The organism is Nitrospirota bacterium, from assembly GCA_023229435.1.
GTDB lineage: Bacteria > Nitrospirota > UBA9217 > UBA9217 > UBA9217 > JALNZF01.
In genome coordinates this window covers 101,414-124,866 of record JALNZF010000005.1, presented here as the reverse complement: position 1 = coordinate 124,866, position 23,453 = coordinate 101,414, and the positions used below count along the sequence as shown (strand labels likewise).

Annotated in this window: 24 protein-coding genes; 6 read left to right on the top strand and 18 right to left on the bottom strand. The window is 54.4% G+C overall.

The features are described from left to right. Positions 1-133: 133 nt before the first annotated feature. From M0R70_05665 to M0R70_05645, 5 genes are all read left to right on the top strand, one after another. Positions 134-805, top strand: coding sequence for a hypothetical protein (locus M0R70_05665; protein MCK9418853.1), 672 nt, complete (start codon positions 134-136; stop codon positions 803-805). Between the two features lie 25 nt (positions 806-830). Next, complete coding sequence (locus tag M0R70_05660; protein MCK9418852.1) at positions 831-1,643, top strand: hypothetical protein; 813 nt, start codon at positions 831-833, stop codon at positions 1,641-1,643. 161 nt (positions 1,644-1,804) lie between these two features. Further along, complete coding sequence (locus tag M0R70_05655; GenBank protein ID MCK9418851.1) at positions 1,805-1,948, top strand: hypothetical protein; 144 nt, start codon at positions 1,805-1,807, stop codon at positions 1,946-1,948. 271 nt (positions 1,949-2,219) lie between these two features. Further along, the gene (locus M0R70_05650) at positions 2,220-2,714 is read left to right on the top strand and encodes a hypothetical protein (GenBank protein MCK9418850.1); all 495 of its coding nucleotides are present in this window, start codon (positions 2,220-2,222) and stop codon (positions 2,712-2,714) included. 48 nt (positions 2,715-2,762) lie between these two features. Next, the gene (locus M0R70_05645; GenBank protein MCK9418849.1) at positions 2,763-3,362 is read left to right on the top strand and encodes a hypothetical protein; all 600 of its coding nucleotides are present in this window, start codon (positions 2,763-2,765) and stop codon (positions 3,360-3,362) included. Between the two features lie 345 nt (positions 3,363-3,707). On the opposite strand, the gene M0R70_05640 is transcribed toward M0R70_05645, so the two are convergent. From M0R70_05640 to M0R70_05555, 18 genes are all read right to left on the bottom strand, one after another. Next, a complete protein-coding gene (locus tag M0R70_05640) occupies positions 3,708-4,379 on the bottom strand; it encodes an epimerase (protein ID MCK9418848.1) in 672 nt (223 codons plus the stop codon). 55 nt (positions 4,380-4,434) lie between these two features. After that, entirely contained in the window at positions 4,435-4,971 is a 537-nt protein-coding gene (locus M0R70_05635; protein MCK9418847.1) for an NADH-quinone oxidoreductase subunit B family protein, read from the bottom strand. 195 nt (positions 4,972-5,166) lie between these two features. Beyond that, the gene (locus tag M0R70_05630) at positions 5,167-5,691 is read right to left on the bottom strand and encodes a 4Fe-4S binding protein (GenBank protein MCK9418846.1); all 525 of its coding nucleotides are present in this window, start codon (positions 5,689-5,691) and stop codon (positions 5,167-5,169) included. Positions 5,692-5,704: 13 nt separating this feature from the next. After that, a complete protein-coding gene (locus M0R70_05625; protein ID MCK9418845.1) occupies positions 5,705-6,631 on the bottom strand; it encodes an NADH-quinone oxidoreductase subunit H in 927 nt (308 codons plus the stop codon). A 334-nt stretch (positions 6,632-6,965) separates the two neighbouring features. Beyond that, positions 6,966-8,645, bottom strand: coding sequence for an NADH-quinone oxidoreductase subunit C (locus M0R70_05620; GenBank protein ID MCK9418844.1), 1,680 nt, complete (start codon positions 8,643-8,645; stop codon positions 6,966-6,968). Between the two features lie 2 nt (positions 8,646-8,647). Next, on the bottom strand, positions 8,648-10,570 hold the full coding sequence (locus tag M0R70_05615; protein ID MCK9418843.1) for a peroxiredoxin family protein: 1,923 nt from the start codon (positions 10,568-10,570) through the stop codon (positions 8,648-8,650). Positions 10,571-10,692: 122 nt separating this feature from the next. Continuing rightward, complete coding sequence (locus M0R70_05610; GenBank protein MCK9418842.1) at positions 10,693-11,271, bottom strand: hydrogenase maturation protease; 579 nt, start codon at positions 11,269-11,271, stop codon at positions 10,693-10,695. Continuing rightward, positions 11,271-12,116 (bottom strand): FAD/NAD(P)-binding protein, encoded by an 846-nt coding sequence (locus tag M0R70_05605; protein ID MCK9418841.1) that lies wholly within the window; start codon positions 12,114-12,116, stop codon positions 11,271-11,273. The genes M0R70_05610 and M0R70_05605 overlap by 1 nt, the downstream gene beginning before the upstream one ends. Then, a complete protein-coding gene (locus M0R70_05600; protein ID MCK9418840.1) occupies positions 12,106-13,185 on the bottom strand; it encodes a 4Fe-4S dicluster domain-containing protein in 1,080 nt (359 codons plus the stop codon). Before M0R70_05600 ends, M0R70_05605 begins: the two co-directional genes overlap by 11 nt. Continuing rightward, on the bottom strand, positions 13,182-15,209 hold the full coding sequence (locus tag M0R70_05595; protein MCK9418839.1) for a molybdopterin-dependent oxidoreductase: 2,028 nt from the start codon (positions 15,207-15,209) through the stop codon (positions 13,182-13,184). Before M0R70_05595 ends, M0R70_05600 begins: the two co-directional genes overlap by 4 nt. 626 nt (positions 15,210-15,835) lie before the next feature. Continuing rightward, on the bottom strand, positions 15,836-16,501 hold the full coding sequence (locus tag M0R70_05590) for a zinc ribbon domain-containing protein (GenBank protein MCK9418838.1): 666 nt from the start codon (positions 16,499-16,501) through the stop codon (positions 15,836-15,838). Between the two features lie 18 nt (positions 16,502-16,519). Then, a complete protein-coding gene (locus M0R70_05585; protein ID MCK9418837.1) occupies positions 16,520-16,849 on the bottom strand; it encodes a zinc ribbon domain-containing protein in 330 nt (109 codons plus the stop codon). Then, positions 16,849-18,234: a hypothetical protein gene (locus tag M0R70_05580; GenBank protein MCK9418836.1), complete on the bottom strand. Its 1,386-nt coding sequence runs from the start codon at positions 18,232-18,234 to the stop codon at positions 16,849-16,851. The genes M0R70_05585 and M0R70_05580 overlap by 1 nt, the downstream gene beginning before the upstream one ends. A gap of 22 nt (positions 18,235-18,256) precedes the next feature. Further along, positions 18,257-18,670 (bottom strand): hypothetical protein, encoded by a 414-nt coding sequence (locus M0R70_05575; GenBank protein ID MCK9418835.1) that lies wholly within the window; start codon positions 18,668-18,670, stop codon positions 18,257-18,259. 126 nt (positions 18,671-18,796) lie between these two features. Beyond that, positions 18,797-19,330 carry a lipocalin family protein gene (locus M0R70_05570; GenBank protein MCK9418834.1) on the bottom strand — a complete coding sequence of 178 codons (534 nt, stop codon included), beginning with the start codon at positions 19,328-19,330 and terminating at the stop codon, positions 18,797-18,799. A gap of 123 nt (positions 19,331-19,453) precedes the next feature. Further along, entirely contained in the window at positions 19,454-20,698 is a 1,245-nt protein-coding gene (locus tag M0R70_05565; GenBank protein MCK9418833.1) for an MFS transporter, read from the bottom strand. Between the two features lie 221 nt (positions 20,699-20,919). Beyond that, the gene (locus M0R70_05560) at positions 20,920-21,339 is read right to left on the bottom strand and encodes a hypothetical protein (protein MCK9418832.1); all 420 of its coding nucleotides are present in this window, start codon (positions 21,337-21,339) and stop codon (positions 20,920-20,922) included. 155 nt (positions 21,340-21,494) lie between these two features. Beyond that, entirely contained in the window at positions 21,495-21,902 is a 408-nt protein-coding gene (locus M0R70_05555) for a hotdog fold thioesterase (protein MCK9418831.1), read from the bottom strand. 188 nt (positions 21,903-22,090) lie between these two features. Between M0R70_05555 and M0R70_05550 the strand changes: the two genes are divergently transcribed. Further along, positions 22,091-23,434, top strand: coding sequence for a phenylacetate--CoA ligase (locus M0R70_05550; GenBank protein MCK9418830.1), 1,344 nt, complete (start codon positions 22,091-22,093; stop codon positions 23,432-23,434). Positions 23,435-23,453 lie beyond the last annotated feature (19 nt).

The window sequence follows — 23,453 nt, the reverse complement described above, 5'->3', positions numbered from 1 at the left end:
TAAAATCGTTCAGGAGTCTGATTTAATTAATGATGCGTTACTTTGCCCATCCTGCCACGGGCGTATAGAACAAGTCTAATACGGACTAGTAGTCTTGCGACGTAAATCATCCAACAAACGGATCGAGCCGACAATGCGGCTCATCCTTGCGTTAACCCCTATGGAACTTTATATCGCTGGCATAAATCATTTTGATCCTCTATGTAGGGTGCGTTTGGGTGAATGGCTTAAATATCAGTCATCCTGCCATAGCATGACGCCTGCCTTTATTGCTGTAGAAGCAGATGCGGAAGTTTATCGTCAATTACTTGTTCAGCGTGAAATATTTCGTAAGATGCTGGAAAAAGAATTTCCGAATCTTCAGCGTGATGTCAAAGAGATGCTCGCGCTGACTATCTACTATGAAGCTGATACCCATTCAACCGTCTTTCATGCCTCAACGATTATCTGGCTCGACGCCGAGAGGATGTTCTCGCGCGCTGCAATCACAGATTACGCAAAGGACCGCCTTGCTATCTACAGACGATTTCTTAATAAGGGAATGGCGTTGGACAAAATAAGTGAACAGCTGTGGAATTTCGATTGGAATGAACAGCCGACCACGCCCTTGGGCGATCCAGATCATACACGCGATGATGTTTTTTATAAAAAGATAAAAGATACTTGCGATCTCAAAAATGATTCTTGGGCAATTGCAATTGTCGGCGCGACTCACGCAGCTGATCGCGAGCATTCAATGCGACAGCTTCTGGAAAGCAGCGGGATTAAGTGCCATACAGCTATTCTAAATAGACAGGACCGGTAAATAGAGGAAGTCGAAAGAAGCCGTGATGTATAAAATATTGATAGCTATAACAGCGCTTTCGCTTGTTCCTTTAACAGTAAATGCCAAAACAGAAACCATTTACGCAAGCTATAAATACGTCATGGGTGACAACGATACCAAAAATGATGCAAAGCGGATTTGTTTTCTGGAGGCGAAGAGGTTGTTAATAGTGAAGGCAGGTGTCTTTATCCAAAGTGAAACAACCGTGTCTGATTATAAGCTCACTAAAGATCAGATTACTTCATATACTGCTGCAATCATAAAAGTAGAAATTGCAAATGAGGATATAAAATTCAACGGAGAAACACAGACTATTTCGATGACTGTAAAAACCGACATCGATAGCGACGAAGTTTACAAGACGCTGGCATCAATTCAAAAAGACAAAGGACTTCAGGATAAAATCCAAGATCAACAAAGACAACTGCGGGAACTTGAAAGAAATCTTGCTACATTGCAGGACAAGTTAAAGACTCAGAATGCTGATGAGGCAATTGTTCTAAGAAAAGAGCGGAACGTAGTATTGCATGAATTGTCAGAAAGTGAAAAAATAGTATTTACAATTAAAGCAACTACACAAAAGGCAATCGATACGGTTGAAGTTAGAATGACACCATCTGAGGTTGCTAAAGTCGCTGGCAATCCTAGGTCAACGGCTCTGTGTGCAGGCTACGTCGGTGACTGTGCGGGATGGAATTACGGCGATGTTTGGGTGCGATTTCGTAATGGTCTCGTGCAATGCGTGCTCAAAACGAGTAATTTCGATGTTTATAATCATTGTTCGAATTATCCGCCGCGTGAAGTAGTAAAAAAATAGACATCCACGGAAGATGAGACCGAAAGGGGTATCTCAACATGCACGTCCACAGCGACGCGCCAGAAGGCGGCGCGTGACGCGCGCGCTGGAATTCACCAACCACACCCTCCAGACGGACGAGGCCGCTGAGCATCTTACAAAGTCAACAAAAGGAGAAGCATATGACCATAGATATAATTGACCCTTTTACGCGCACGATTGCGGGCGGTATTATACTTATGATCATAGGGGGTACGTATCATTACATCAGCACGCTTGTGAAGCTCAATATTACTGACAAGAAACTCAGCAACATCCTTTCTTAACTTGATGCGCTTCACAAGAACTATAAAAAAGAAATCGCGGACATTCAAAAAAGGAACCACGAAGAAATGACAGATGCTGTTCAACATGCACTTGACAGTTACAGTAAACAAATGGATACGTTGCTTGCGCATAATATAGGCTCCAAACATAAAAATGTTTTATCTGTACCTTTTCTTGATTTTCTAAATTCTCAAAAATAACGTATTAAGTCCCATCTACGAATAAACAACTTTTCATTCAACCAGCGGTTTGTCATTATAAGGAGGCTACATGATTTTACAGCTTGTAGCTACACTGTTGGTTCTGATTAGCATTGTAACTGCCTTATTTCACGCTACGTTGGGCGTTGGTATTTTTGTCTGTATCTTTGGCCTTTTTGAAGCTTATATATTAGCAGCGGACCTTTTCGTCCGTCCCAAGATCAAACCATATTCCAACAAACTCGATATAGGATATGAAGAAACCCGCGCATTCAAAAAATACCATCTCTATTTTCGATACCCATCGGCATCTATAAGTTTCTCTGGCATCCTCAGCTTGATTCAACTATCAAACCTGATCTGGGTACCGCTACTATTGTTTAAACATTTGTGGTTGCCTGCACTAATATTCGGTGCAAACTGGTATCTTGCGGGCTATCTTGCCTTAAAACTCAATCCGACACGATTTCTGAATGATATGGTACGTAAAGGACATATTATATTTACATCTGAGCTTTCTGCTTTCAATGAATTATGCGAAAAGCTTAATAAACACGCTACCTGAAGATACCGTACTTATTCTACCGACTCGTTAGGTGATAAAGGAGAAAAGATGACACTGATTTCACGTGATGATTACGATAAAATCATTCGGGCGCAATTAGACGGCAAGCTAACGATAATGATCGATACTTCGGCATGGCGCCAGTTTCTTGATAAGGCAGACCCACAGAAGCTAAAAGCTCTTGTGAATTGCCCGGTGCGTGGTCAAATTACCTTGCTTCGATTGCTCTCGCGGATTGACATACTTCTTCTCCTCTATTGTGCTGGTCTCTCTATCTCTGCATTCGGTTGGTGGGCGGCAGCAATCGGGCCATTAACATTGATCGCTGGGCTTTTCTACAGATCCCGAGCCAGTATTGGTAGGCAAAGCTTGGTGGGAGTTACCATTTTCCTTGTATTGGCAATCATAGCCGTTGCCTATCAAACGTCATGGACATTATCTATCAAAACATTAATCCTTTCTGTAGCAATCACGTTTTTCTTGATTCGGTTTCTGTATGTTTTTACAAGCAGGTTTGTATTTAGCCTTATTCACTCGAGTTACCAATTCTTCTCGCAATTTTATCTTCAACCCGCGGAAAATGTTGGAGACATCGTAATTCCGCTGATATGGACTGAGCCAGCATATGAAATGTCCACTCAGGAGTAGAATTAACAACGACCAAGACAAAGATATGATTCCAAACTACGGGTCGAGAACGACACGCATCAAAGCGCATCATACACGCATGTTATCAATATTTCACTCTGTAATTCACAGTTGCTTCAATTTGCGAAAATTGCGGATTTGTAGATAAGTTCACAGTTCCGATAAGTCAATATCCTCTTGCCATTGCCCTGTTTTGTCATTTTTGGGGAGCCAGAATAACAGAAGGGCTGATTCTTACATAGAATCAGCCCTTCTTGCGTTCACGTGTTACGATTTGTCTGTCGATCTCACGAACCCATGACTAGACGTCCTCTGTTTTACGGTACGCGGAAACCTCATTCATCCTTAACCGCAGGTTGCGGCGCTGTTTATATCCCGGGTTTCGAGTATCTGTTTCGGGAAACCGCGCATCGCGACATTGATCATCGCGCGCCCTATCTTCTCGGTGGTAGTCAGATAGTGCGGAAAGAGCGCATTCAACAAGGGAAAGAGCGGTGCGGAGAGCGCGTATATGACACGGTAAAGCTTTGTTTTCGACTTGATGCCATGCAGCGGCTGAATGCCTGCTGGGCGAAAAAGATATACTGCCTTGAACGGCAGGCGAAGCAGCGCGTTTTCGGTTTTACCCTTCACCCGCGCCCACATGATGCTGCCTTGCTCGGAGCTGTCCGTTCCCATGCCTGATACATAGATGAACGTCATGTCAGGATTTAATGGTGCCAGGGCCTTTGCCGCCGCAAGGGTGATCCCATACGTCACCCGTTCATAATCTTCTTCCTTCATCCCTGCTGACGAAACACCCAGACAAAAGAAGCAGGCATCGAAACCCGTGAGGTCAGCTGCCAGGCCCGAGTAATCGAATAGGTTCTGGCGGACGATCTCGCGGAGTTTCTGATGCTCTCTGCCTGTGGCACTTCGCCCGATCGTTTGCACCAGTTGGACATCGGGGCTCAGCAGACACTCTCGCAGGACGCCTTGCCCGATCATACCGGTAGCGCCAAAAAGGAGGACTTTCAATTGATCAACTCCCCAGCCCTGTGCACATTCGTTACTTCTTCCGCTCAATCACCGATCATATCTTATCAATTTTCTCGTACACTACCATGTCGTTCTGGGTGTGAAGGTCGCTGGGATGGTATCGCGGGATCGGGTACTCCATCTGTTTTAACTGGACCGGCGCGGTCTTTTTATCCACGAGACCGAGCGCGACCGCAACGCCATAAATGATTGCTTCAGGCCGCGGAGGGCAGCCGGGGATGTAATAGTTCACCGGCAGTATTTTCTCCACCGGCCCGATGACGGGGTACGAGTCATGCCACATACCGCCGCAGCAGGCGCAGGAACCGATTGCGAACACCAGCTTGGGAGCAGGCATGGCCTCATATGCCCGCTTGAGCGCCTTCGCGGTGGAACGCATGGCCGGGCCCTGGCAAAGCATCACGTCCGCATGGCGCGGTGAGCCGACCAGCTTAATACCGAAGCGCTCCGCATCATAATAGGGCGTGAGCACATTCAACACCTCGATGTCGCAGCCATTGCAGCCGCCGCTGTTGGCATGGTAGACCCATAACGAACGGCCGAACATTTTCTTGCAGAGATTTTTGAGCATGGTTGTTATCCTAATCCGGGAAAATCGGAACCTAACGTCTTTAACCACGGGTCCGACAAGTCGGACACACGGAAGTCTAATTTTTTAAATACCGTCATTCCCGTGAAAACGGGAATCCAGTCCATTTTATATTTTCTGGATCCCCGATAGAAGCATTCGGGGATGACGACATCTCACGAGACCATTAATCCTTGGTCATTCCATCTCCAGCTTTATATCATCCACAACCGGCTCATCTCCGAGATAGCTTTGTGACTTGAAGATCCACCGATCGTTCTTCAGATCGTCGAACCGGTACCCTTTCATCTTCAGCTGTTCCAGCGGAGACGGCTCCTTGAAGCAGCGGCCGCAGCGCTGGCACGTGCTCATGAACAGTTCCAGCTTCTGGCTGATGTCGCCGATGCTGTTGGTAGCTGTCTCGAATTCAAGGCTCATGGTGATGGCCTTCTCCGGGCAGACATCGGCGCACCGGCCGCAGTAGGCGCACCGGCGTCCGAGGTACTTTACGATGCGGAGTTCCTGGCAGATATCGACAATCAGGATCTCGCGCGCCGGACAATTGCTTGCGCAGCCGCCGCAGCCGATACACTTCGTTGCATCGAAGATGGGCCTGCCCCTGAACTTCGGCGGCGCCGGCCTTGGTTGCGCTGGATAGGGCAGTGTCACCCGCCCCGCTTTCAGGCAGACGATCGCTTCTTTCAGTTTGCTCAGGACAGACATGCAGTCACCTCGATCAGAATCCGTAGCCTGCAAGGACCAGCGCTGACAGCGCAACCACCAGCAGTGCAGCAAAAAAGCGGAGGGCCTGGTCAATGCGGTAGCGCGCGTGTGTCGCCGCCACCAGCGTCACCAGCAGTATCATGACGACCACCTTTGCCCAGAACAGCAGCCATCCCAACGGGAACAGGAGTCCCGAACCCCAGGGCGCGAACATCGCCACGAACAGCGCGCTGTAGATGATCAGTTTCACCATCGACGCATACTTGAACATCGCCAGCTTCGGTCCTGAATACTCCATGAGCGGGCCTTCCATGATCTCCGTTTCCGCCTCGCCGATATCGAAGGGAACGCGCTCTACGAATGCCTGGAACGACAACAGCATCACACCCAGCATGATAAGCCCCGACCACGGGAAACCGTCGTTGGCGTAAACCGAACCGTTCAGCACCATATCCAGCCGGAAGGACCGCGTATGGATCGCGCCGATAATGATGGCCACGGCAAACAGCGGTTCCAGCGCAATCATGATCATCATCTGGCGGCTGATGCCGACGAGAGAATAGGTGGAGCCTGCCGACAGCCCCGCCAGCAGCGTGCAGATGCCCGAAAGGGTCAGAAGATAGATCAGCAGAATGACGTCCCCGTGCCCGTTCATCGGGGCGGAAAACCCCATCGGCACGAGGCACGCCACGGTAAGCACGGTCGCCAGTGACAGATATGCCGCGAAGCGCTGCATGACCGGTGAATCGCCCGATTCAAGGTCTTCCTTGCCGAGCAATTTCAGCAGATCGTAGTAAGGCTGCCAGATCGGCGGACCCTGACGGGACTGGATGATTGCCGTGACCTTGCGCAGTACCCCCTGACACAAGGGCGCCACCAGCAACACCATGCACACATTCGCCAGTCCGCCCAGTATCGTCCTGATCATTGTATTGTCCATACTGCGGTCTCCCGCCGCGATGAAAAGAAACCGGTCATCCCCGAGTGATTTAATCGGGAATCCGGTGTTTGCAGGCTGATGTCCAAATACCGTTCACCCTTCGACAAGCTCAGGGCGAACGGTGTGGACTTTGAGACATAAATTTTATCCGTTCGTGCTGAGCCTGTCGAAGCACAAAATCGGTTTGTGCAACAGCCCGTTTGCTTCTGATATCAGAAAACCTGGATTCCCTATAGAGGCATTAGGGAATGACGGTCTTATGATGCTTGTTTGATCGCAGTCATACGCTCGCTCCTATCCGCGTGTCCCGCTCTATGAGACCTGTGGTTAACTATTATTTATGATTCTTCTTCCGCGCCAGTTCCTCCAATTCCTTCTGAGACCACACCCTTGAAACACCCGACTTTAGATCGATCGTCTCCATCCGGTCCGTACACGAGAAACAGGGATCAATGCTCCCGAGGGATATCGTCATGTCGGCGATCTGCTGGTCCTTGATCATCATCGGTATTGCCTGGAGGTTCTGATAGGTCGGCGCCCGGACCCGCCAGCGGCGCGGTCGGTTGTTCTCGCCGGTGATGACGAAATGATGGCTCTCGCCGCGCGGGGCTTCAACCGACGACAGACCCATGCGGCCGACAGGCAGTTCGTCTTCTATTGTCACGTGAAGCGGACCTTCTTCCATTTTCTCCAGGCACTGGCGGATGATCTTGATGGACTCGAACACTTCCCTGGCCCGGACCAGGATGCGCGACCAGACATCGCCGTCCCGTTCAACGATCACGTTGAAATCAACACGGTCATACGCCGCGTAGGGATGATCGCGCCGGCAGTCCATGTCAACACCGGCGGAGCGCGCAACGGGACCGAGGAGGCCGAGGTCCTTCACCGCGCGATTATCGGCAACGCCCACGCCCCGGGTGCGCTTTTGAATGTTCTTGTCCTTGCTCACGGCGTCAACGACGGCCTTCCATTCGGCTTCGAGCGTATCAAGGACATGAAGGAGTTCGGTTTTCAGGTCCGGGCCGATGTCCCAGCGCACGCCGCCGATGAGGCAAAGCGCGTAGGTCTTGCGGTTTCCGGTGATCTTTTCAGCGATCCACATGATCGGTTCCCGGATGCGGAAGCTTTGCATGAACAGGGTATCGAAACCGACGATATGGCAGGCAAGGCCCACCCACAGCAGGTGGCTGTGCAGCCGCTCGATCTCGAGCATGATGGTGCGCATGTATTCGGCGCGCGGCGGCGGCTTGATGGCCGCGGCGGCCTCGACGGATTGCGAGTAAGCAACGCTGTGCACGCAGCCGCAGATGCCGCAAATGCGCTCGGCCAGCATATTGATGTCATTGTACGACATCACCGATTCCGCGAGCTTTTCGATGCCGCGGTGCACCATGAACCCGCGATATTCACAGCCGCGCACCATTTCGCCTTCCACATAGAGGCGGAAATGCGACGGCTCGTCGAGCGTGGGATGGAACGGTCCGAACGGCACGACCATGCAGCCCTCCGGCGGGTCGTCGAACAGGAACTCCCGGTCCTCATCGTAGTTTTCCGGAACGTGGTCCCAGCTCATGTCCTTGCGAAGCGGATGGAGGCCGTCGGGCCAGCCGTCCGGCAGAACGAGCCGCTTGGGATAGCGATGGCCCACTGGTTCAATGCCCAGCATATCGCGCATTTCACGCTCGGCCCAGCTGGCGGCAGGCACCACGTCGGTGATGCTGTCCACTTCCGGTTTGTCCGCGGGAACATGAACAAGCACGCTGCACAGCAGATGGTCCTTATCAAAAGCGAAGTTGTGCGCAACGAGGAACGTGCCGGAGAACGGCCGATCGTCCACGCCGATGCTGGTTATATAGCGTGCATCGAGATCACGGAAAATAAATTTGCAGATCGCCTTCAGCGCGCCGGGCTCGACGAAGGCGAACAAATTCCGGTTGTCCGGCAAATCGGCGCGCAGCAAAGCGGGGCCGAACTGTTCTTTTAACTGATTCAGCTTTTCGCGTGCGATCATGATCAAGGTCCCTTCACCTCGTCCTGCTTGCCCGGATCCGGATGAGGCGTGCCGCCCAGCCAGCGGAAGTAACGTTTGATCTCACTGTAGAAATTGTGGGCCGTGTACCGGTGGCAATCCGCCTCGCGAACATAGCCGCAAAGCCAGGGAGCGGCGATACGGCGTTGGGCCCCTCCGAGTTTTGAGATTGCCCTCGTGATCAGGAACATCGAGCCGATCAGCACGGCGAGCGCAAGCGGCGCGAACACGGCGATGTCCTGCAGTGCCTGTATCCCCGCAAGCGGCCCGCCGGTCATCGGCGCAGCATCGGCCAGCACTGCGCCGAAGCCCTGGCGGCCGGCGTCCAGCGCCTTTTGCAGGAAATGGAACACGACCGCGGGCATGATGCCGAGCCCCAGGCATGCCGCTGCGAGCAGCACCTGCGGCAGTTGCATCATCCAGGAAACTTCGAGCCTGCCGCGCTTTGCGGCCTGCGTCGTCACCAGGGTGCTTGGTCGCGAGAGGAAACTCACGCCGAAAAATTTGATGAAGGAAGCCAGGGTGAGGGCGCTGGTAAAAATGGCGACGATCGCGCAGAGGGCGAGATATCCGGCTGCCCCGCTGCCCTGAACAGCGGCCACGTAAATGCTCCACTTGCTTACGAAGCCGTTAAAGAGCGGAACGCCCGAAATGGAGAACGAAGCAACAAGCGCCGTGACCGCCGTCACGGGCATGAATTTCATCAGACCGCCCAGTTTGTTGAGGTCCTGCGTCCCCGTTGCGTACAGCATCGAGCCCGCGTTCAGGAACAACAGGCCCTTGAAGATGCCGTGGTTGATCACGTGATAGAGCGCGCCGAACAGGCCGATGGCGGCAAGCGCCGTGAGCCGGTGATCTCCGCCCGGAAGCAGGGCCATGCACGCACCCAGGCCAAGGAGGATGTAGCCGATCTGACCGATACTGTGGAAGGCGAGCAGGCGTTTCGACTGCTCCTGCCTGAGCGCCTGCATAGTGCCGGTAAAGAGCGTGATGGTTCCGAGAATGGCGATGACCATGCCCCATTCGGCCAGCGGGAACCGGGACCATCCGGCAGGCGGCACGAGCCAGAGAAAATACCGCATGAGACCGTAGACGCCGGTCTTGATCATGACGCCGGAGAGCATGGCGCTCACGGGCGACGGCGCGGCGGGATGGGCGTCGGGCAGCCAGATCTGGCCAAAGGGCCACATTCCCATTTTGATGCCGAACCCGACGAGGAACAGCGCAAAGGCCAGCATTGATATGCCGGAGTGCTCGTTCAAGAGCGCGGGCATGTTGGCGCTGACCGTGTCAAGATCATACTTCAGCGCGACATTGCCCGCTGAAGCGCCGGCAGCGGCGAGCAGCTCCGCGCCGAGCATGGTAGCGCCACAGGCGATCTCCATCATGAATAAATACTTGTTCGCGGCGCGGATGTTCTCCGGTTTTCTGTTCTCGTAGCGGATCAGAGCATACCCGGGCAGCGTCATCAATTGCCAGAAGATAAAAAAGAACCACATCATGTCCGTGGTGCTCAAAAGACCGTACATCGCGGCGAGAAAAAGCAGAAAATGGGGATAGTATCGTGCGGCCCCGTATTCCGCGTATGAACGCATATAGACGATGGAATAGAACGATGACGGCACGGCGATGAAGGCGGCCAGCGTCAGAAAGATCGCCGACAGGCCGTCCACATGGATGCGCAGGGCGAAGCCGAATTTCGGAAGGGACCAGAATTCAGCAGGGTGAAGCGAAGGCCCGGTTGTGAGTACTGTTGCGACTGCAGAGAAGATCAGGACAGCCGTTATCGAGGTGACGATGAAGGACAACCAGCCCGCCACGGTCTTGTTCCGTGAAACAACAAGGGTAAGCAGCGCACCGGCGATACAAACGAGGATCGCGATCAGGACCGACAATTCCGGAGTCATTATGCGTTCACCTCTGCGATAGGCGGTTCAACAAAAAAAATATTCATTACCGGGAAGACGCAACGAACGCAAAGGTCTTCATCGGCCTGCAAGCCGGCACAGGTGCATACTGACAGGCACGATCAAGCGTCCTGGCCATTCAAAGCGGTTGGTTCAATCATGTCAGGGCTTGAATACGGTACCTGGTCCCCTGTCTCTTTCATCGAGATCAATATTTCGCATACCAACTCACTGAGCAGTTCAACCGTTGTCTGCATCGTTGTCGTGAGTCCTCGCTCTGAGTTGAGCGAATCCGGCTGCACGCCGAGCAACCATACCTTCGTTCTCTTGCCCCCATTGATCAATTTTGCGAGCAAACCGAGCGACATCTTGTGCGTCGAGATCTGCGGGAACCGAGCCGTCAATTCCTCCACATTCAGCAAGAGAACCGAGCCGGGCGCTCCGCTCCATTCGACCGCGTCAAGAAACACCAGCTGATCAAAGTCTTTCGCGGTTACGTAGCCGATGTAACGTTCAGGCATCATGCCCGCACTGATCACCTGGCGGGCGAGAGAAACCTGGCCGCCCCTGGTCAAACGCGCCGCTATCGATTCCGCCAGGTACACGCCGAATCCGTCATCGCCGTAGTCGACGTTGCCGAGACCCATCAAACAGACGCGGCCCCGGAGGCAGTGCTGGAGCTGTTCACGAAGGTCAGTCATCAGATATCCTCTCCCAGTTTCTTGATCTGTTCATAGGTGAAGACCGGGCCGTCCGTACACACGTACGCCACGCCGATGCAGCAATGGCCGCATTTGCCGACGCCGCATTTCATGTACCGTTCCAGCGTCGATACGATGTTCTTCTCCTCGAAACCCAGATCGAGCAAATCCTTGATCACAAACCGGAACATGACCGGCGGACCGCACACAAAGGCGATCGTATTGTCCACCGGGACCTGCACTCCCGGTTTTTTGAAGAGGCTTCCCACGACGCCTATGTTCCCGGTCCAGACATCGGTGGGGCATGTCCTGTCCACCGTGAGCAGGCATTCGATGCCCGCTGCCTGTTCCCATTCGCGAAGGTTGGCCACATACATCAGCTCGTTCGGTGTTTTCGAGCCGCAATAGATCTGGATGCGTCCGTATTTATCGCGGTTATTGAGCGCGTACACGATACAGGAGCGAAGCGGGATCAACCCGATGCCGCCGGCAACAAACACAAGGTTCTTACCATAATAAGCTTCCATCGGGAACCCGTTGCCGTAGGGGCCGCGCACGCCGAACTTGTCGCCAGGTTTCAACCGGTGGAGCGCCGAAGTGCAACTGCCCACGGAACGGACCGTGAAGAAGGTCTGGTCCTCCGTGGGACTCGGCGGCAACGACGTTGGAAATTCGCCCACACCAAAGAGGGAGACCTGGGCGAACTGGCCGGGACGGAATTTTTTAAAGGCCTTCTGCGCCGTCTCGTCCTCGAAGTGCCAGTAAAACGTCTTGACCTCGGCGATCTCGTCCTTCACCCGGTCCAGGACCGCGGTCTTCGGCAGATAGATGTTCTCAGTCGGCATGGGTATCAGACTCCGTTGTTGCCCGGCGTATCATCTCGACCACGTTCGGCATCCCCACGTCCCCGTGGCACACGGCGGCGCACCGCCCGCATCCGACGCAGGCCATTGAAAGCTCCCGCTGAATAAAATAGTGCGCCAGCTTCCGGAAGAACCGTCGGTTGCGGCGGTCGTGAATGGCGCGGCGCGGATTGTGGCCGCCGGCCATGCGCGTGAACCCTGCAAGGGCGCACGAGTCCCAGATGCGAACGCGTTCGATCTCATCAGGCCCTGTCTGGTGATCGGAGACCGTGAAACAGGTGCAGGCGGGGCACACGTACGTGCAGCCCCCGCACTCAAGGCACCGGTTGCCGATCTCCTCCCAGGTCTTATCGAGAATCTTGCCCTGGGACACGTACCGGACGGTCGCAGAGAACCAGCTTGTCGTGTTTTTGAAATGTCTTCTCACCTCGTTCAGGATGGCGATGCGCTTCTCACGGTGGGCTTCAGCGCCTCGTTTGAAGATGCTGTCCGCGAACAGCGCCTCGCCTGCCGGCGTTCCCGCGACAACCATGAATTCGTCTCCCAAATCCATGAGCTGCAGGTCAAAATGGTCCCGCGCGGCCGGGCCGGTGTCCGCGCACATGCAGAAACATTCGTTATTAATGTCCTCCCCGGGATTGGTGCAGACAACGTTCACGAGGAACAGGTTCTGGCGGCGTTTCTCGTAATAGATATCGCGGTAGTCGCGGCCCAGATAGAACCGGTCGAGGTGATAGATGCCGGCCACGTCGCAGGAACGGATCCCGAAGAGGGCGCGTTTCGATTCCCGGTACGTCGGCTCTATCAGGAGGTCGCCGTTACTTTTGCGTACCGTGAGCAGTCGCTCCATATGTGGAAACACAAAGCGCTTCGGCGGATAGTACGGATTGGGCAGATGGATCTCGAAGCGCTCCCGGTTCTCGTCAGTGATGGACTCGAAGAACGTGTCGCGACCGCGTCCCCGGAACGGCGCAATGACATCATAGCCCTGCCCGCTGAGCAGGTCCGCGATCTTCAGCACGTCTGCCCGGTCGATGATGCGGGCCTTCATGCGGTCTCCCTTTCCACGCGGACCGGAAGCAACTGGATGCTTTGTTCTGGAACGCCCTGAAGCTGCTGCATGACCTGGCTCACGAAGTACGGCACATACACGGTGCCGCTCAGCACTTCCCGGGTGACCCGCGCCGCTGTTGTCGAAGTGCCCCTGGTTGTGCGAAGTCGGATCTTTTCGCCGTCGCGGATGTTGAACCGCTTTGCGTCGTCCGTGTTGATCTCGACGAACCCGTCCGGGTAGTCGAGCAGCAGCATGCGATACTCGCGCTTGAGCGTCTCACTGTGCCTGATCAGCACGTTCTGGTGCCAGTAATAGAGCGAATGGCCAAAGACCAGCGTGAGCGGAAACTCCTCGGTCGTTGTCACGGGCTGGGGGTCTTTCTCGATGGGAACAAACGTGAAGGTCTGGGGGGGATGGCCCGGCGCGAACAGGAACTGCGTTCCCATGGGATGCTCCCGGGTACAGGGCCACTGACGGCCGTAGTCATGGGAGAGATTATCGTAGTTCGCCCCGCTGTAGAACGGAACCACCGTGCCGATCTCATCCATTACATCGGCGGCCGAATCGTACTGCCAGTCCGCACCCATGGCCCGGGCCACCATCGTAAGCTGATGCCAGGCGGGATCGATCCCGGGCGGCGGGACAATGACCTGATCGGCAATTTGGATGCGCCGTTCCGTATTGGTGAACGTGACGCGCTCCTCGCCGAAGATGGTCGTCGGCAGCACCACATGGGCATAGTCGGCCGTCGGTGTCAGGAACAGGTGCTGCATGACGACCAGTTCGCACTGCTGAAGCGACCGCGCCGCCCCGCTGATAAAAGCGGTGCTCACGGGGTCATACCGGCAGAGCCAGACGGCCCGCACGGCGCCGTTGCCGCGGTGAGAGAGCGTCCAATTCGCCGTCATCCCGCGTTTGGCAGGGAGAACGGTATTCCAAAGCGATTCGATTTTCCCGCGTGCTGCATCGTTTGATATCGAAACGTACCCCGGCAAGCGGTCCGGCAGCATTCCCATGTCGCACACGCCCTGGAGGTTGTTATGTTCGGTCAGACTGAAGATGCCGGCGCCTTCCCTGCCGAGCTGACCGCACAGCAAACACAGATTCACCATGGCCTCGATGGAGTCCGCATCGCCCGCCTCGATACCCGTGGAATAGAGGATCGCCGCGGCCCCGGCCCGCCCATAGGCGAGGGCGGCGGCTTCTATCTGTTCTGCAGGCACACCACAGATCTCCGCGGTCGCCAGCAAATCGCAGTTGTTCGCGGTTGCGAGAAACGCGTCGTAGCCCCGGCAGTGCGCCTTGATGAACGGCAGGTCCATCAGGCCATGATCGACGATCACTTTCGCCATGGCGCCGTAGAGCAGCGTCTCGGTGCCGGGCTTGTGCTGCAGGAACAGGTCGGCGTTTTCGGCCACGCGGTGACGGCGCGTATCGATGACGATGAGCATGGCGCCCTTCAGCTTGGCCCGGATGACCGCCCCCCCGATCGTCGGCAACTGCCGGCCCAGGTCAACGCCGTTCACGATGATAACGTCGCTATGGCCCAGCTCCTGGATGGAGTTGGTGGTGGCCGGTACGCCGATCATCTTGAGCAGTACATTGAGCGAGTAATTGCTGTAGACGCCTGCGCCGTGGTCCACATTATTGGTCTTGATGACGGCGCGGGCGAATTTCTGGAGCAAATAGGACTCCTCGTTCGAACAGCGGGGGGAATTCAGGAACGCGATCGAATCGGGGCCGTGTGCATCGCGGATCTCCTTCAGGCGTGTAACAATGAAACCGAACGCTTCATCCCAGCTCACTTCCTGGAGCGCGCCATTTTTTCTGAGCAACGGCTTCTTCAAACGGTCCGGCGCGTCAATGACCTCGTGGACGTGCCAGCCGCGCACGCAGATCCTTCCTTCATTCGCCGGGTGCGACATGCTGGGAGAGACTCCCACCACACGGTTGCCCGAAGTCTCAAGGTAGAGACCGCAACCGACTCCGCAGAAGGTGCAGGTTGTAAGCTTATGCGCCATACGTGATTGTCATTGGAATGGATTTAAAAATGAGACGCACCCGGTTTTCCCTTATCAGCAATTATCCCTGAGAACAAGCTGATAGCCGACAATGCATCCTTGAATGATGTTTACACAACCATAATCTTATCATATTTTGAAAAATTTTGGCTAAGACTTCGGTATTCTATGGAATAAAAATTATTTTCCCGGCTCCGTCGTAACTGCCGCCGACAAAAAAATTTACAATCGGGGTTTTTCCATAATGACGGTAAAGATCGAGAGATGCCTCCCTGTTAGAATGTTTCAGACGGCGACGGAGTGGAAGGGGGCGCCGCGAAAGTCAACGGAACGATACAGAGCGTAAGATGCCGAAGAGCGTTCAATTGCGGGAGCTTCTGGATTATGAAATCTTTATCAGGGTCAACTCTGATCAGGTTGTGAAAAAGTCCTCTTTTGCAGCATAATTCGTCATCCCCGTGAAACTTGTCCCAGCAGGAAGTAAGCAGGGAACGGGGATCCAGTGATATCTTGAAAATCCTGAATTCCCGCTGGAGCCTGCCCCAGCATGACGTACGCAGGGGCGGGAATGACGGGAAAAGACTTACAAGATGTTTCAAGGCTGCTCCCTTGACATCTGCACGTCGTTATTTCAGGTTAGTGCCGCATTCCCCGCAGAACCTGACCGCGGACTGGTTCCCGGCGCCGCATTTGGGACATTTCATTATGGCAAGCGTTGCGCCGCAGTTTCCGCAGAATTTACCTTCGCCGGCCGGCTTGTTGCACTGGGGACAGATGGTCTGTTTGCTTTCTATCTTGCCCGTGAAAACCGTCGTGGCTTCGGCGGCGGATTGTATGTCCTTGACCATCTTTCCGGCTTTTGCCGCAGCCACTTCCACATTCATCCTCGGCGCGTCTCCGACGCAAAGGCCTTCCTGTTCGTTCCAATCGCTTTCGCAGACATATTTTCTGCACTTGGGACAGCGGTGGAAATGCTCCTTGGCCTCGTTCTGAGCCAGCTCAAAAGCCGCCTCGTGTTCCTTATGCCACTCGGGCGACATCCCGGTAAACCTGGCTGAAATGGTGTCCGCGCCGCGCTCCACATTATAGCCCAGTCCGGAATGACCGGTCAGATCGCCTATCAAACTGGCCGCGCTGCCCAGCATCCTGAAAAGACCTTTTTTCTTGTACGTCTTGGATTCAATGAACCTGGTCTTGTAGCCGTCCCTGCACAGGTCGCAGAAAAAAATACATTGAAAACCCGCCTCCGTGCTGTTGTCGCTAAAGTTTTCCGTGAAGGGCTGAAGCGCCATAAGAATATCCTCCTCCGATTATTTTAATTGAGAACCGCATTTTACGCATTTTTCGCCGATCGGCGGCTGTTCGAACCCGCATTTCCGATTGGGACAGGCCATGGCCAGCCGCGCGCCGCAGCTTCCGCAGTAATCACCGAAAAAAACCGTTTTAGCGCACTGCGGGCAGGTTGTCTCGAGGGAAAGCCCGCAGTGCTCGCATTTTTTCCAGTCTTTCTGGATCGGGCTCTGGCATTTGGGACACCTGAACGAGCCGAGCGGCCTGATCTTGCCGCAAAAAGGGCAGACATTTGCATCCGCAGAGATGAGCTTGTCGCAATAGCGGCAGGGATGTTTGTAGCCGGCCATTATTTTTTCTCCTGTCCGGGAACGGCTTGTTCCTCAAGCAGTTCCTCATTGTCTATTTTTTCCTCCGCAGCGTCCGGAAGCTGGCTCTTGAGCCATTTGGCGCGGTCGTCGTTGGAATGAATGTTGAACGCGAGCAGGTTCGATATATCCTCGATCCAGCTTTCAGACGAGGAATGGATGACCCTGCCTATGTATACATCACGCAGGGCCCGCAGTTCCGGGATCCTGGCAACCGCCGCGCGGTAACGCGCATACCGGGGCTCTTCAAGTTTCGAGTCGGATAAAAAAAGCGGCGCCCGCCTGAAATTCACGGCGCTCATGGCGGCGTTGAAAAACCGCGTGAAGGCGGTCATTTTTTCGTCCAGCCCGGAAATGTCTTTTGTGAGGGGATAATCCTTCCGGCTGGTGAGACGGAAAAAATAGGTGGCCCGCTTTCCGGCGTTCTCCCCGATGACCTCGTTTTCCTGTTCAGTCCTGAACGCCTCCATGGCCACCGCGTTGCCCGGTTTAGCAGGGTCCGCGCTGTAAACCGGGAAGAGGAGCAGGAAATAATCTTCTGAAGCGCCGCCCCCGAGACCCTTTTTAAAACCGAAGCAGATACGCTCCTGCCTGCTCAGGGACTTCAGCAAAGCAAATTCCTTTTTGTTCTCCGGGTCCGCGCCGAGAGTTTTTTCCAACCGCGCGAAAAAGCCGGGACAGATTTTTTCGATCTCCGAAAGCGGCAGGAGCCAGCCTTCTTTCAGGACCAGCGAAGCCTTTCTCAGTGCCAGGCCGTCCAGGTCGGGCATAATAGACTTCAGGAGTTTCTGCCCCATGAGAAGCATCTGGTTCATCTGTTCCGAGAGATGGGTCTTGAAGTAATCGAATTGCGCGCCGAATTTGGAAAGCAGGAGCTTTTCTCCGGAATCAAGCGTCAGCGACAACTCACGGTCCCCCGCTTGAACGCCCGCGGCATCACGGAAGGAAAACCTTTTCATCCCGGCCCCGTCCGGGACCAGCAGGAGGGCCGTTTCATAGATCCGCAGTTCGCATTGTCCCTGCGCCTTCTCGATGCCCGCGGCGTCTTGAAAGCTATAGTGCGCCTCTATCTGCGATTTTTTAAGCGGCTCATCCAGGAGGGAGTCCTTGATGAGCATTTTGTTCCGTAAGGCCGAAGCGATCCGCAAGAAGTCCTCGTACTGATAACCCAGGGAAGAGAATTCAACCCGGTCGCCGGAAAGCGAAGTGAGGAACACTTTGTAATCAGCGGCTTTCAGCTCCGCGATATCGCGCCAGGAAAACATCAGGCCGGCACCCGATTCGGGCGAGATCGTCAGAACGGCCTCCGCGAGATCCACGTTGCAGCTGCCGTTCTCCCGCTGGCCGCCTTGAGCGTTTGCAATCATATACTCCGCCGGAAAATTCATATTATTTTATGAAGATGTAGTTGACCGTATGCTTCACGCCCGCATATTCCGCCACGAGTTCAGCCGTGCCTTCCCGCAGCCCCCTGATAGCCACCATTTCGCCTTCAATCGGGGAAACTTCCAGCAGTTCCGGCCGGCTGGCCTGCCACCGGGGTGTGACCTTTATCGGTCGATTGTTCGCATCACGGCCCTGGGCGCTCAGATAAGCAGTGCCGCCTATGCTGAGGTTAAGGCCGTCCGCGCTGGGACCGCTCTCGCCCAGAGGGACATTGCCCACATAAACGACGATTTTTGAAAGCGGGCCGGCATGAAGGACGTCTTCTATGGGCGGGACGATTGTATTAAGATTGGAGGTGCAGGCCGCGAGGGCCGCAATCATGACCGCAAAAAGCAGGTACGTTTTCGATTTGTTCATTTTAAGAACCTCCCGTCAGACCATGATTGCCATCAGGTCCTTTTCCGATTTTTAATAATCCCTGACAATTATAGCAGAACGGACAGTCGGTCGGGGAAGCGGCTGGAACCACGTTTAGACCGATCCTTAAAAAGGTTTGGCATGCTGCGTTCTTTCCAGCAGAGTGATATCGAATCCTTTTTCCTTGAGCTTATCAAGGAGCTGTCCATACAGGGCATCGTCCATTTGGGGAGACCGGGCAAGTATCCAGAGATACTTTCTGCTCGGCTCGGAGACCACGGCGTAGTCATAGTCTTCGCCAAGATCGATGATCCAGTAGTCTCCCGAGAAGGGCCAGAAAAAGGACACCTTCAGCCTGGCATTCGTGGTTGTGTCGACGATCCGCGCTTTCCCCTTTGCTGTGTCCATTTTCCCCTTCCTCAGACAGGAGTTCAACACGCGGATCGTTCCGTCCGGACCGAGTTTGTACGCTGCGCTGGTATCGGTACAGCCCTTCTGAAAGCGGTTCGGATAGCGCGCGATCTCGTACCAGGTGCCTGTATAACGGGACAGCTCCACGTGTGCTACGACCTCGAGCGGGGGCAGGGGAGCATGCGTTGCGGGGAGGCAGGAACAGAACAAGGTGGCCGCAATGATAATGAAAATGGATTTATTGATCATGACTCCTCCGTAACTACTCGGGTCAATTACTTCGCTTCGGTGCAAGGACTATTTTGATTATAGCGCATATTCCGATTAACTACTGACAAGAGGCTGGAATCATTTTTCATGAAGATCGATGCGTTATTCGGTGTGCCGGGGTTTTTTCAAAAAACTGGTAAGCAGGATCGCAGCGCCGGCAAAGGCGGCTGCCATAAAGAAGCTGGATGAGAAGCTGCCGGTCCGTTCAGCCAGGATGCCTGCGACCGAGGGCCCCGCGATCTGGCCCAAACCGAAGATGAACGTGATCAAACCGAAAGCGGCGAGAGCCTTGTCAACGCCGACGTATTCGCTCACCGCGGCGACCATGATCGATGGGATGGACCAGGCAACGATACCGTAACAGAAGATCGAAAGATAGAGAAAGAGCGGCGGCAGGTTCGCCGCAACCATGAGATACGCGAGCGCCTGGAGCGAGAACACGATCATGAGCCCGGCCTTTCTTCCGAGCTTGTCCGAAAGCGTGCCGAACACGGGGCCGGAGACGAGGCTCAAGAGCCCCACCCAGGACCAGAAGTTGCCTGCAATGGTTTCCGAGAACCCCCGTTCCTTAACCAGCGTAGTCACAATGAACGTGGCATAGATCACGTAGGTGTAGCCGAAGAGAAAGTAGATCGAACCGAGCAGATAAAGGACCTTGTTCTTGTAAATGCTCTGCATCGCCGTGTGTTCCTGGAGAACGGGAGTGAGGACCCTGCCCTCGCTGCCCAGTGGTTGCAGTCCCAGGTCCTCCGGCTTGTTTCGCAGAAAAAAATAGCTGAGTGAAGCGATGATGAGCACGATTCCGGCGAGGATCAGCCAGCTCATGCGCCATCCCTCGGGGCCGATCAACCTGTTCACGAAAGGGATGAGCTTGCCGGAGATAATGATCGCGAACCCGCTGCCGATGACCACGAACCCGGCGGCCCGCCCCCTGATCGTCCGGTCGAACCAGGCGGTGATGAGCCCCATCACCGGAACGTTCGCCGCGCCGCTTCCCATGCCCGTGACGAAATAGAGTATGAGGATCGCAACAAAGCTTCCGGCCCGGCTGATAAGCGCCATCGAAACGCCGATAATGATGAGCGCGATCACGATCAACCGGCGGGAGCCGATCCAGCGGGCGATGTGGCCGCAGAACAGGACCGAAGCGAGATAGCCGATAAAATTGCCGGTGCTGATGAAACCGATCTGCGAGTAGGAGAGATTAAGTGTAGATGCCATGGAAGGGAGCAGCATGCCGAGCGCAAAACGGCCGAAGCCGAGGCAGGCAAAGATACTGAGCATGCCGGTTGCGACGATGATCCAGGCGTAGTGGAAGGGGAGGCGTGAGGCCTTCTGTTCAGGCATGGCAGAAACTATACCATGTCCGGAAAAAATGGCAAATAAAAATGTTTACCTGTCGTACCTTCTCAGGATGATATCGGGGAAGAGGTATTCACCAAAGATGACCCCCGAAAACCTATTTCGAGGGCAGGCCCCAGGAATACGGAGAACCGGTTCCAACCTGAGTAGTTACACCTGATTCACGTTGTGCACTATTCCGTATTTCGAGTGTGTTCGTATCCGAATTATATTCGTCTCGCCTTAAGCGCCCTGGCGGTCTTGCCCACATCCTTGTGCGCTACCCAGAGGATGGCGGCAAACCGGTCTTTGCCGGCTGACACAGCGTCGATGGCCGTAACGTTGATCTTTTTCTCCGCCAGCTTTTTGAGGAGTTTTGCCACCGCGCCTTTCCGGTCATCACCCTGGATCAAAAAACCGAACTTCTGGGGCCGCGTCGTGATCTTTGCCGCCTTCGCAGCTTTCTTAAACATGGCCACATCCTCGGGAATAATATCGAGTTGGGCTTTTCTGCCGTTTGGGAACCCTGAGAACGCCAGTAAATTTACGCCGCGATCGGCCAACACTCCCAGTATCTTCGCTCCCTGGCCGGCCCTGTTGGTAACGTCCAGTGCAAAATACGCCACTTTCTTCACGGTAGTCGCCATATCAACACCTCCTTTTGGTATTAATACAAACGCATTTAATTTCGATACAATCTTGCCCCTTACCTTTGTCCTCTCCCCAGCGGGGAGAGGGTAGGGCGAGGGGGGACTTTCGGAATGTAACAATAATTATTGCGTTTGTATTAGTATAGCACCTTTTATTTTATGACATCAGCCAAAGAGTCCTTCTTCCGGTACACCGTGCCCTGGAACAACGCGATCTTGTTCCCCTTATCGTCCATCACGGGGATAAGATACGTGGCAAGCCTTGGATTGAACGACGCCTCGTCGGCTTCGGCAATCAGAACACCGCTGTTGACAGCTTTGAAATACGATATGCTCACATTGATCGCCACGGCGAGCGTACCGTGGGAGTTTGAAGCGGCCGAAAACGCTGCATCCGCAAGAGCGAAGATGGCTCCGCCGTGAAGCATGCCGGCGCTGTTCAGGTGGTGGTCTTTGATCTCCATTTTTGCTTTTGCCTTGCCGTTTCCATATTCAAGCATCTCGATCCCGAGATGCTTTGCAAAACGATCATTCTGCACAAATCTGGTCATGTCATCCATGGGTTGTTCCTTCTCTCTCTCAGTTGGTATTATTAAGGTGTTGCCATTATAGCAAAAGAGACCTTCCCAGCTCAAGAAATAATATGAAAATATATTTACAAAGTCCTGCAATCTGGTTATAATAGCCCCGTTTCATAACAAAATCGCTGATTTTCCATCCGAAAAATCGGAGACTCAAGGAGCCGCCCATGCCCTGGAATGCCGAAGAATCCCTGTCACGACCGGAACTTGCGAAGCTGCAGAGCCAACGACTTCAAAAGGTCTGCGAGCGCGTCTACGCCCGAGTTCCTTTCTACAAAAAGAAGTTTGACGAAAAGGGTCTTAAGCCCGCGGACATTACTACCATTCAGGATATCGTCAAACTTCCCTTCACGAAGAAGGTCGACCTTCGCGATAACTATCCCTACGGACTCTTTGCCGAACCGCTCGACAACATTGTGCGCATTCATGCCTCGTCAGGCACGACCGGCAAACCCACGGTCGTGGCCTACAACCGGAACGACATCAACCTCTGGGCAGACGTGATGGCGCGGACCTTTACCTGCGCCGGTGTCACGAACAAGGATGTGGTCCAGAATGCCTACGGCTACGGCCTGTTCACCGGCGGACTCGGTGCGCACTACGGCGCGGAACGCGTGGGCGCCGCTGTTATCCCGATCTCCGGCGGCAATACGCAGAAGCAGATCCTGCTCCTGCAGGATTTCGGCACCACGGCGATCTGCTCCACACCTTCCTTTGCTCTTTACCTCTATGACGTAGCGTGCGAGATGAAGGTCAATCTCGATACGATCAAACTGCGCGTTGGACTGTTCGGCGCCGAGCCCTGGACCGAGGAGATGCGTCGCGAAGTGGAAGAGCGGCTCAGGATCAAGGCGATCGACATCTATGGTCTCTCGGAGATCATCGGCCCGGGCGTTTCCTCTGAGTGCATTGAGGCCCAGAGCGGCCTCCATGTCAACGAAGACCACTTCTACCCCGAGATCATCAACCCGGAGACAGGCGATCCGCTCCCCTATGGACAGGAAGGCGAGCTCGTGATCACGAGCATGTCGCGCGAGGCCATGCCGCTCATCCGCTACCGAACGGGCGACATCACGAGTCTCAATCCCGACAAGTGTGTTTGCGGCAGGACGCTGGTCCGCATGCGACGCGTCAGGGGGCGGGCCGATGATATGCTGATCATCCGGGGGGTGAACGTGTTCCCGTCCCAGGTGGAATCCGTGCTGCTCCGCACCAAGGACATTGCCCCGCACTATGTCATCGAGGTGAACCGGAAGGGCAGGATGGACGAGATGAACGTACGCGTTGAGGTGACCGCCGAGTGCATGGATAAACTGGCGGCCAAAGTGCTTACCACCGACCTTAAGTCCTTTGCACAGGAAGAAGAGGACCTCATCAAGATCAAGCGCGACATCCAGAAGAACGTCAAGGACATCATCGGCGTGAATACCGAGGTAACGCTTGTCCCGCCCGGCGCGATCCAGCGGAGCGAAGGCAAGGCAAAACGGGTCATCGATAATAGACCGAAGTAACAGTTCGGAGTTTAGAGTT

Coding starts and splice junctions, on each gene's coding strand:
- M0R70_05565 (MCK9418833.1), bottom strand. CDS start 20,698: ATGCCTGAACAGAAGGCCTCACGCCTCCCCTTCCACTACGCCTGGATC.
- M0R70_05610 (MCK9418842.1), bottom strand. CDS start 11,271: ATGACTGACCTTCGTGAACAGCTCCAGCACTGCCTCCGGGGCCGCGTC.
- M0R70_05555 (MCK9418831.1), bottom strand. CDS start 21,902: ATGGATGACATGACCAGATTTGTGCAGAATGATCGTTTTGCAAAGCAT.
- M0R70_05570 (MCK9418834.1), bottom strand. CDS start 19,330: ATGATCAATAAATCCATTTTCATTATCATTGCGGCCACCTTGTTCTGT.
- M0R70_05625 (MCK9418845.1), bottom strand. CDS start 6,631: ATGGACAATACAATGATCAGGACGATACTGGGCGGACTGGCGAATGTG.
- M0R70_05645 (MCK9418849.1), top strand. CDS start 2,763: ATGACACTGATTTCACGTGATGATTACGATAAAATCATTCGGGCGCAA.
- M0R70_05550 (MCK9418830.1), top strand. CDS start 22,091: ATGCCCTGGAATGCCGAAGAATCCCTGTCACGACCGGAACTTGCGAAG.
- M0R70_05575 (MCK9418835.1), bottom strand. CDS start 18,670: ATGAACAAATCGAAAACGTACCTGCTTTTTGCGGTCATGATTGCGGCC.
- M0R70_05635 (MCK9418847.1), bottom strand. CDS start 4,971: ATGCTCAAAAATCTCTGCAAGAAAATGTTCGGCCGTTCGTTATGGGTC.
- M0R70_05650 (MCK9418850.1), top strand. CDS start 2,220: ATGATTTTACAGCTTGTAGCTACACTGTTGGTTCTGATTAGCATTGTA.
- M0R70_05595 (MCK9418839.1), bottom strand. CDS start 15,209: ATGGCGCATAAGCTTACAACCTGCACCTTCTGCGGAGTCGGTTGCGGT.
- M0R70_05590 (MCK9418838.1), bottom strand. CDS start 16,501: ATGGCGCTTCAGCCCTTCACGGAAAACTTTAGCGACAACAGCACGGAG.
- M0R70_05605 (MCK9418841.1), bottom strand. CDS start 12,116: ATGCCGACTGAGAACATCTATCTGCCGAAGACCGCGGTCCTGGACCGG.
- M0R70_05580 (MCK9418836.1), bottom strand. CDS start 18,234: ATGATTGCAAACGCTCAAGGCGGCCAGCGGGAGAACGGCAGCTGCAAC.
- M0R70_05620 (MCK9418844.1), bottom strand. CDS start 8,645: ATGATCGCACGCGAAAAGCTGAATCAGTTAAAAGAACAGTTCGGCCCC.
- M0R70_05660 (MCK9418852.1), top strand. CDS start 831: ATGTATAAAATATTGATAGCTATAACAGCGCTTTCGCTTGTTCCTTTA.
- M0R70_05600 (MCK9418840.1), bottom strand. CDS start 13,185: ATGAAGGCCCGCATCATCGACCGGGCAGACGTGCTGAAGATCGCGGAC.
- M0R70_05630 (MCK9418846.1), bottom strand. CDS start 5,691: ATGTCTGTCCTGAGCAAACTGAAAGAAGCGATCGTCTGCCTGAAAGCG.
- M0R70_05655 (MCK9418851.1), top strand. CDS start 1,805: ATGACCATAGATATAATTGACCCTTTTACGCGCACGATTGCGGGCGGT.
- M0R70_05665 (MCK9418853.1), top strand. CDS start 134: ATGCGGCTCATCCTTGCGTTAACCCCTATGGAACTTTATATCGCTGGC.
- M0R70_05560 (MCK9418832.1), bottom strand. CDS start 21,339: ATGGCGACTACCGTGAAGAAAGTGGCGTATTTTGCACTGGACGTTACC.
- M0R70_05615 (MCK9418843.1), bottom strand. CDS start 10,570: ATGACTCCGGAATTGTCGGTCCTGATCGCGATCCTCGTTTGTATCGCC.
- M0R70_05585 (MCK9418837.1), bottom strand. CDS start 16,849: ATGGCCGGCTACAAACATCCCTGCCGCTATTGCGACAAGCTCATCTCT.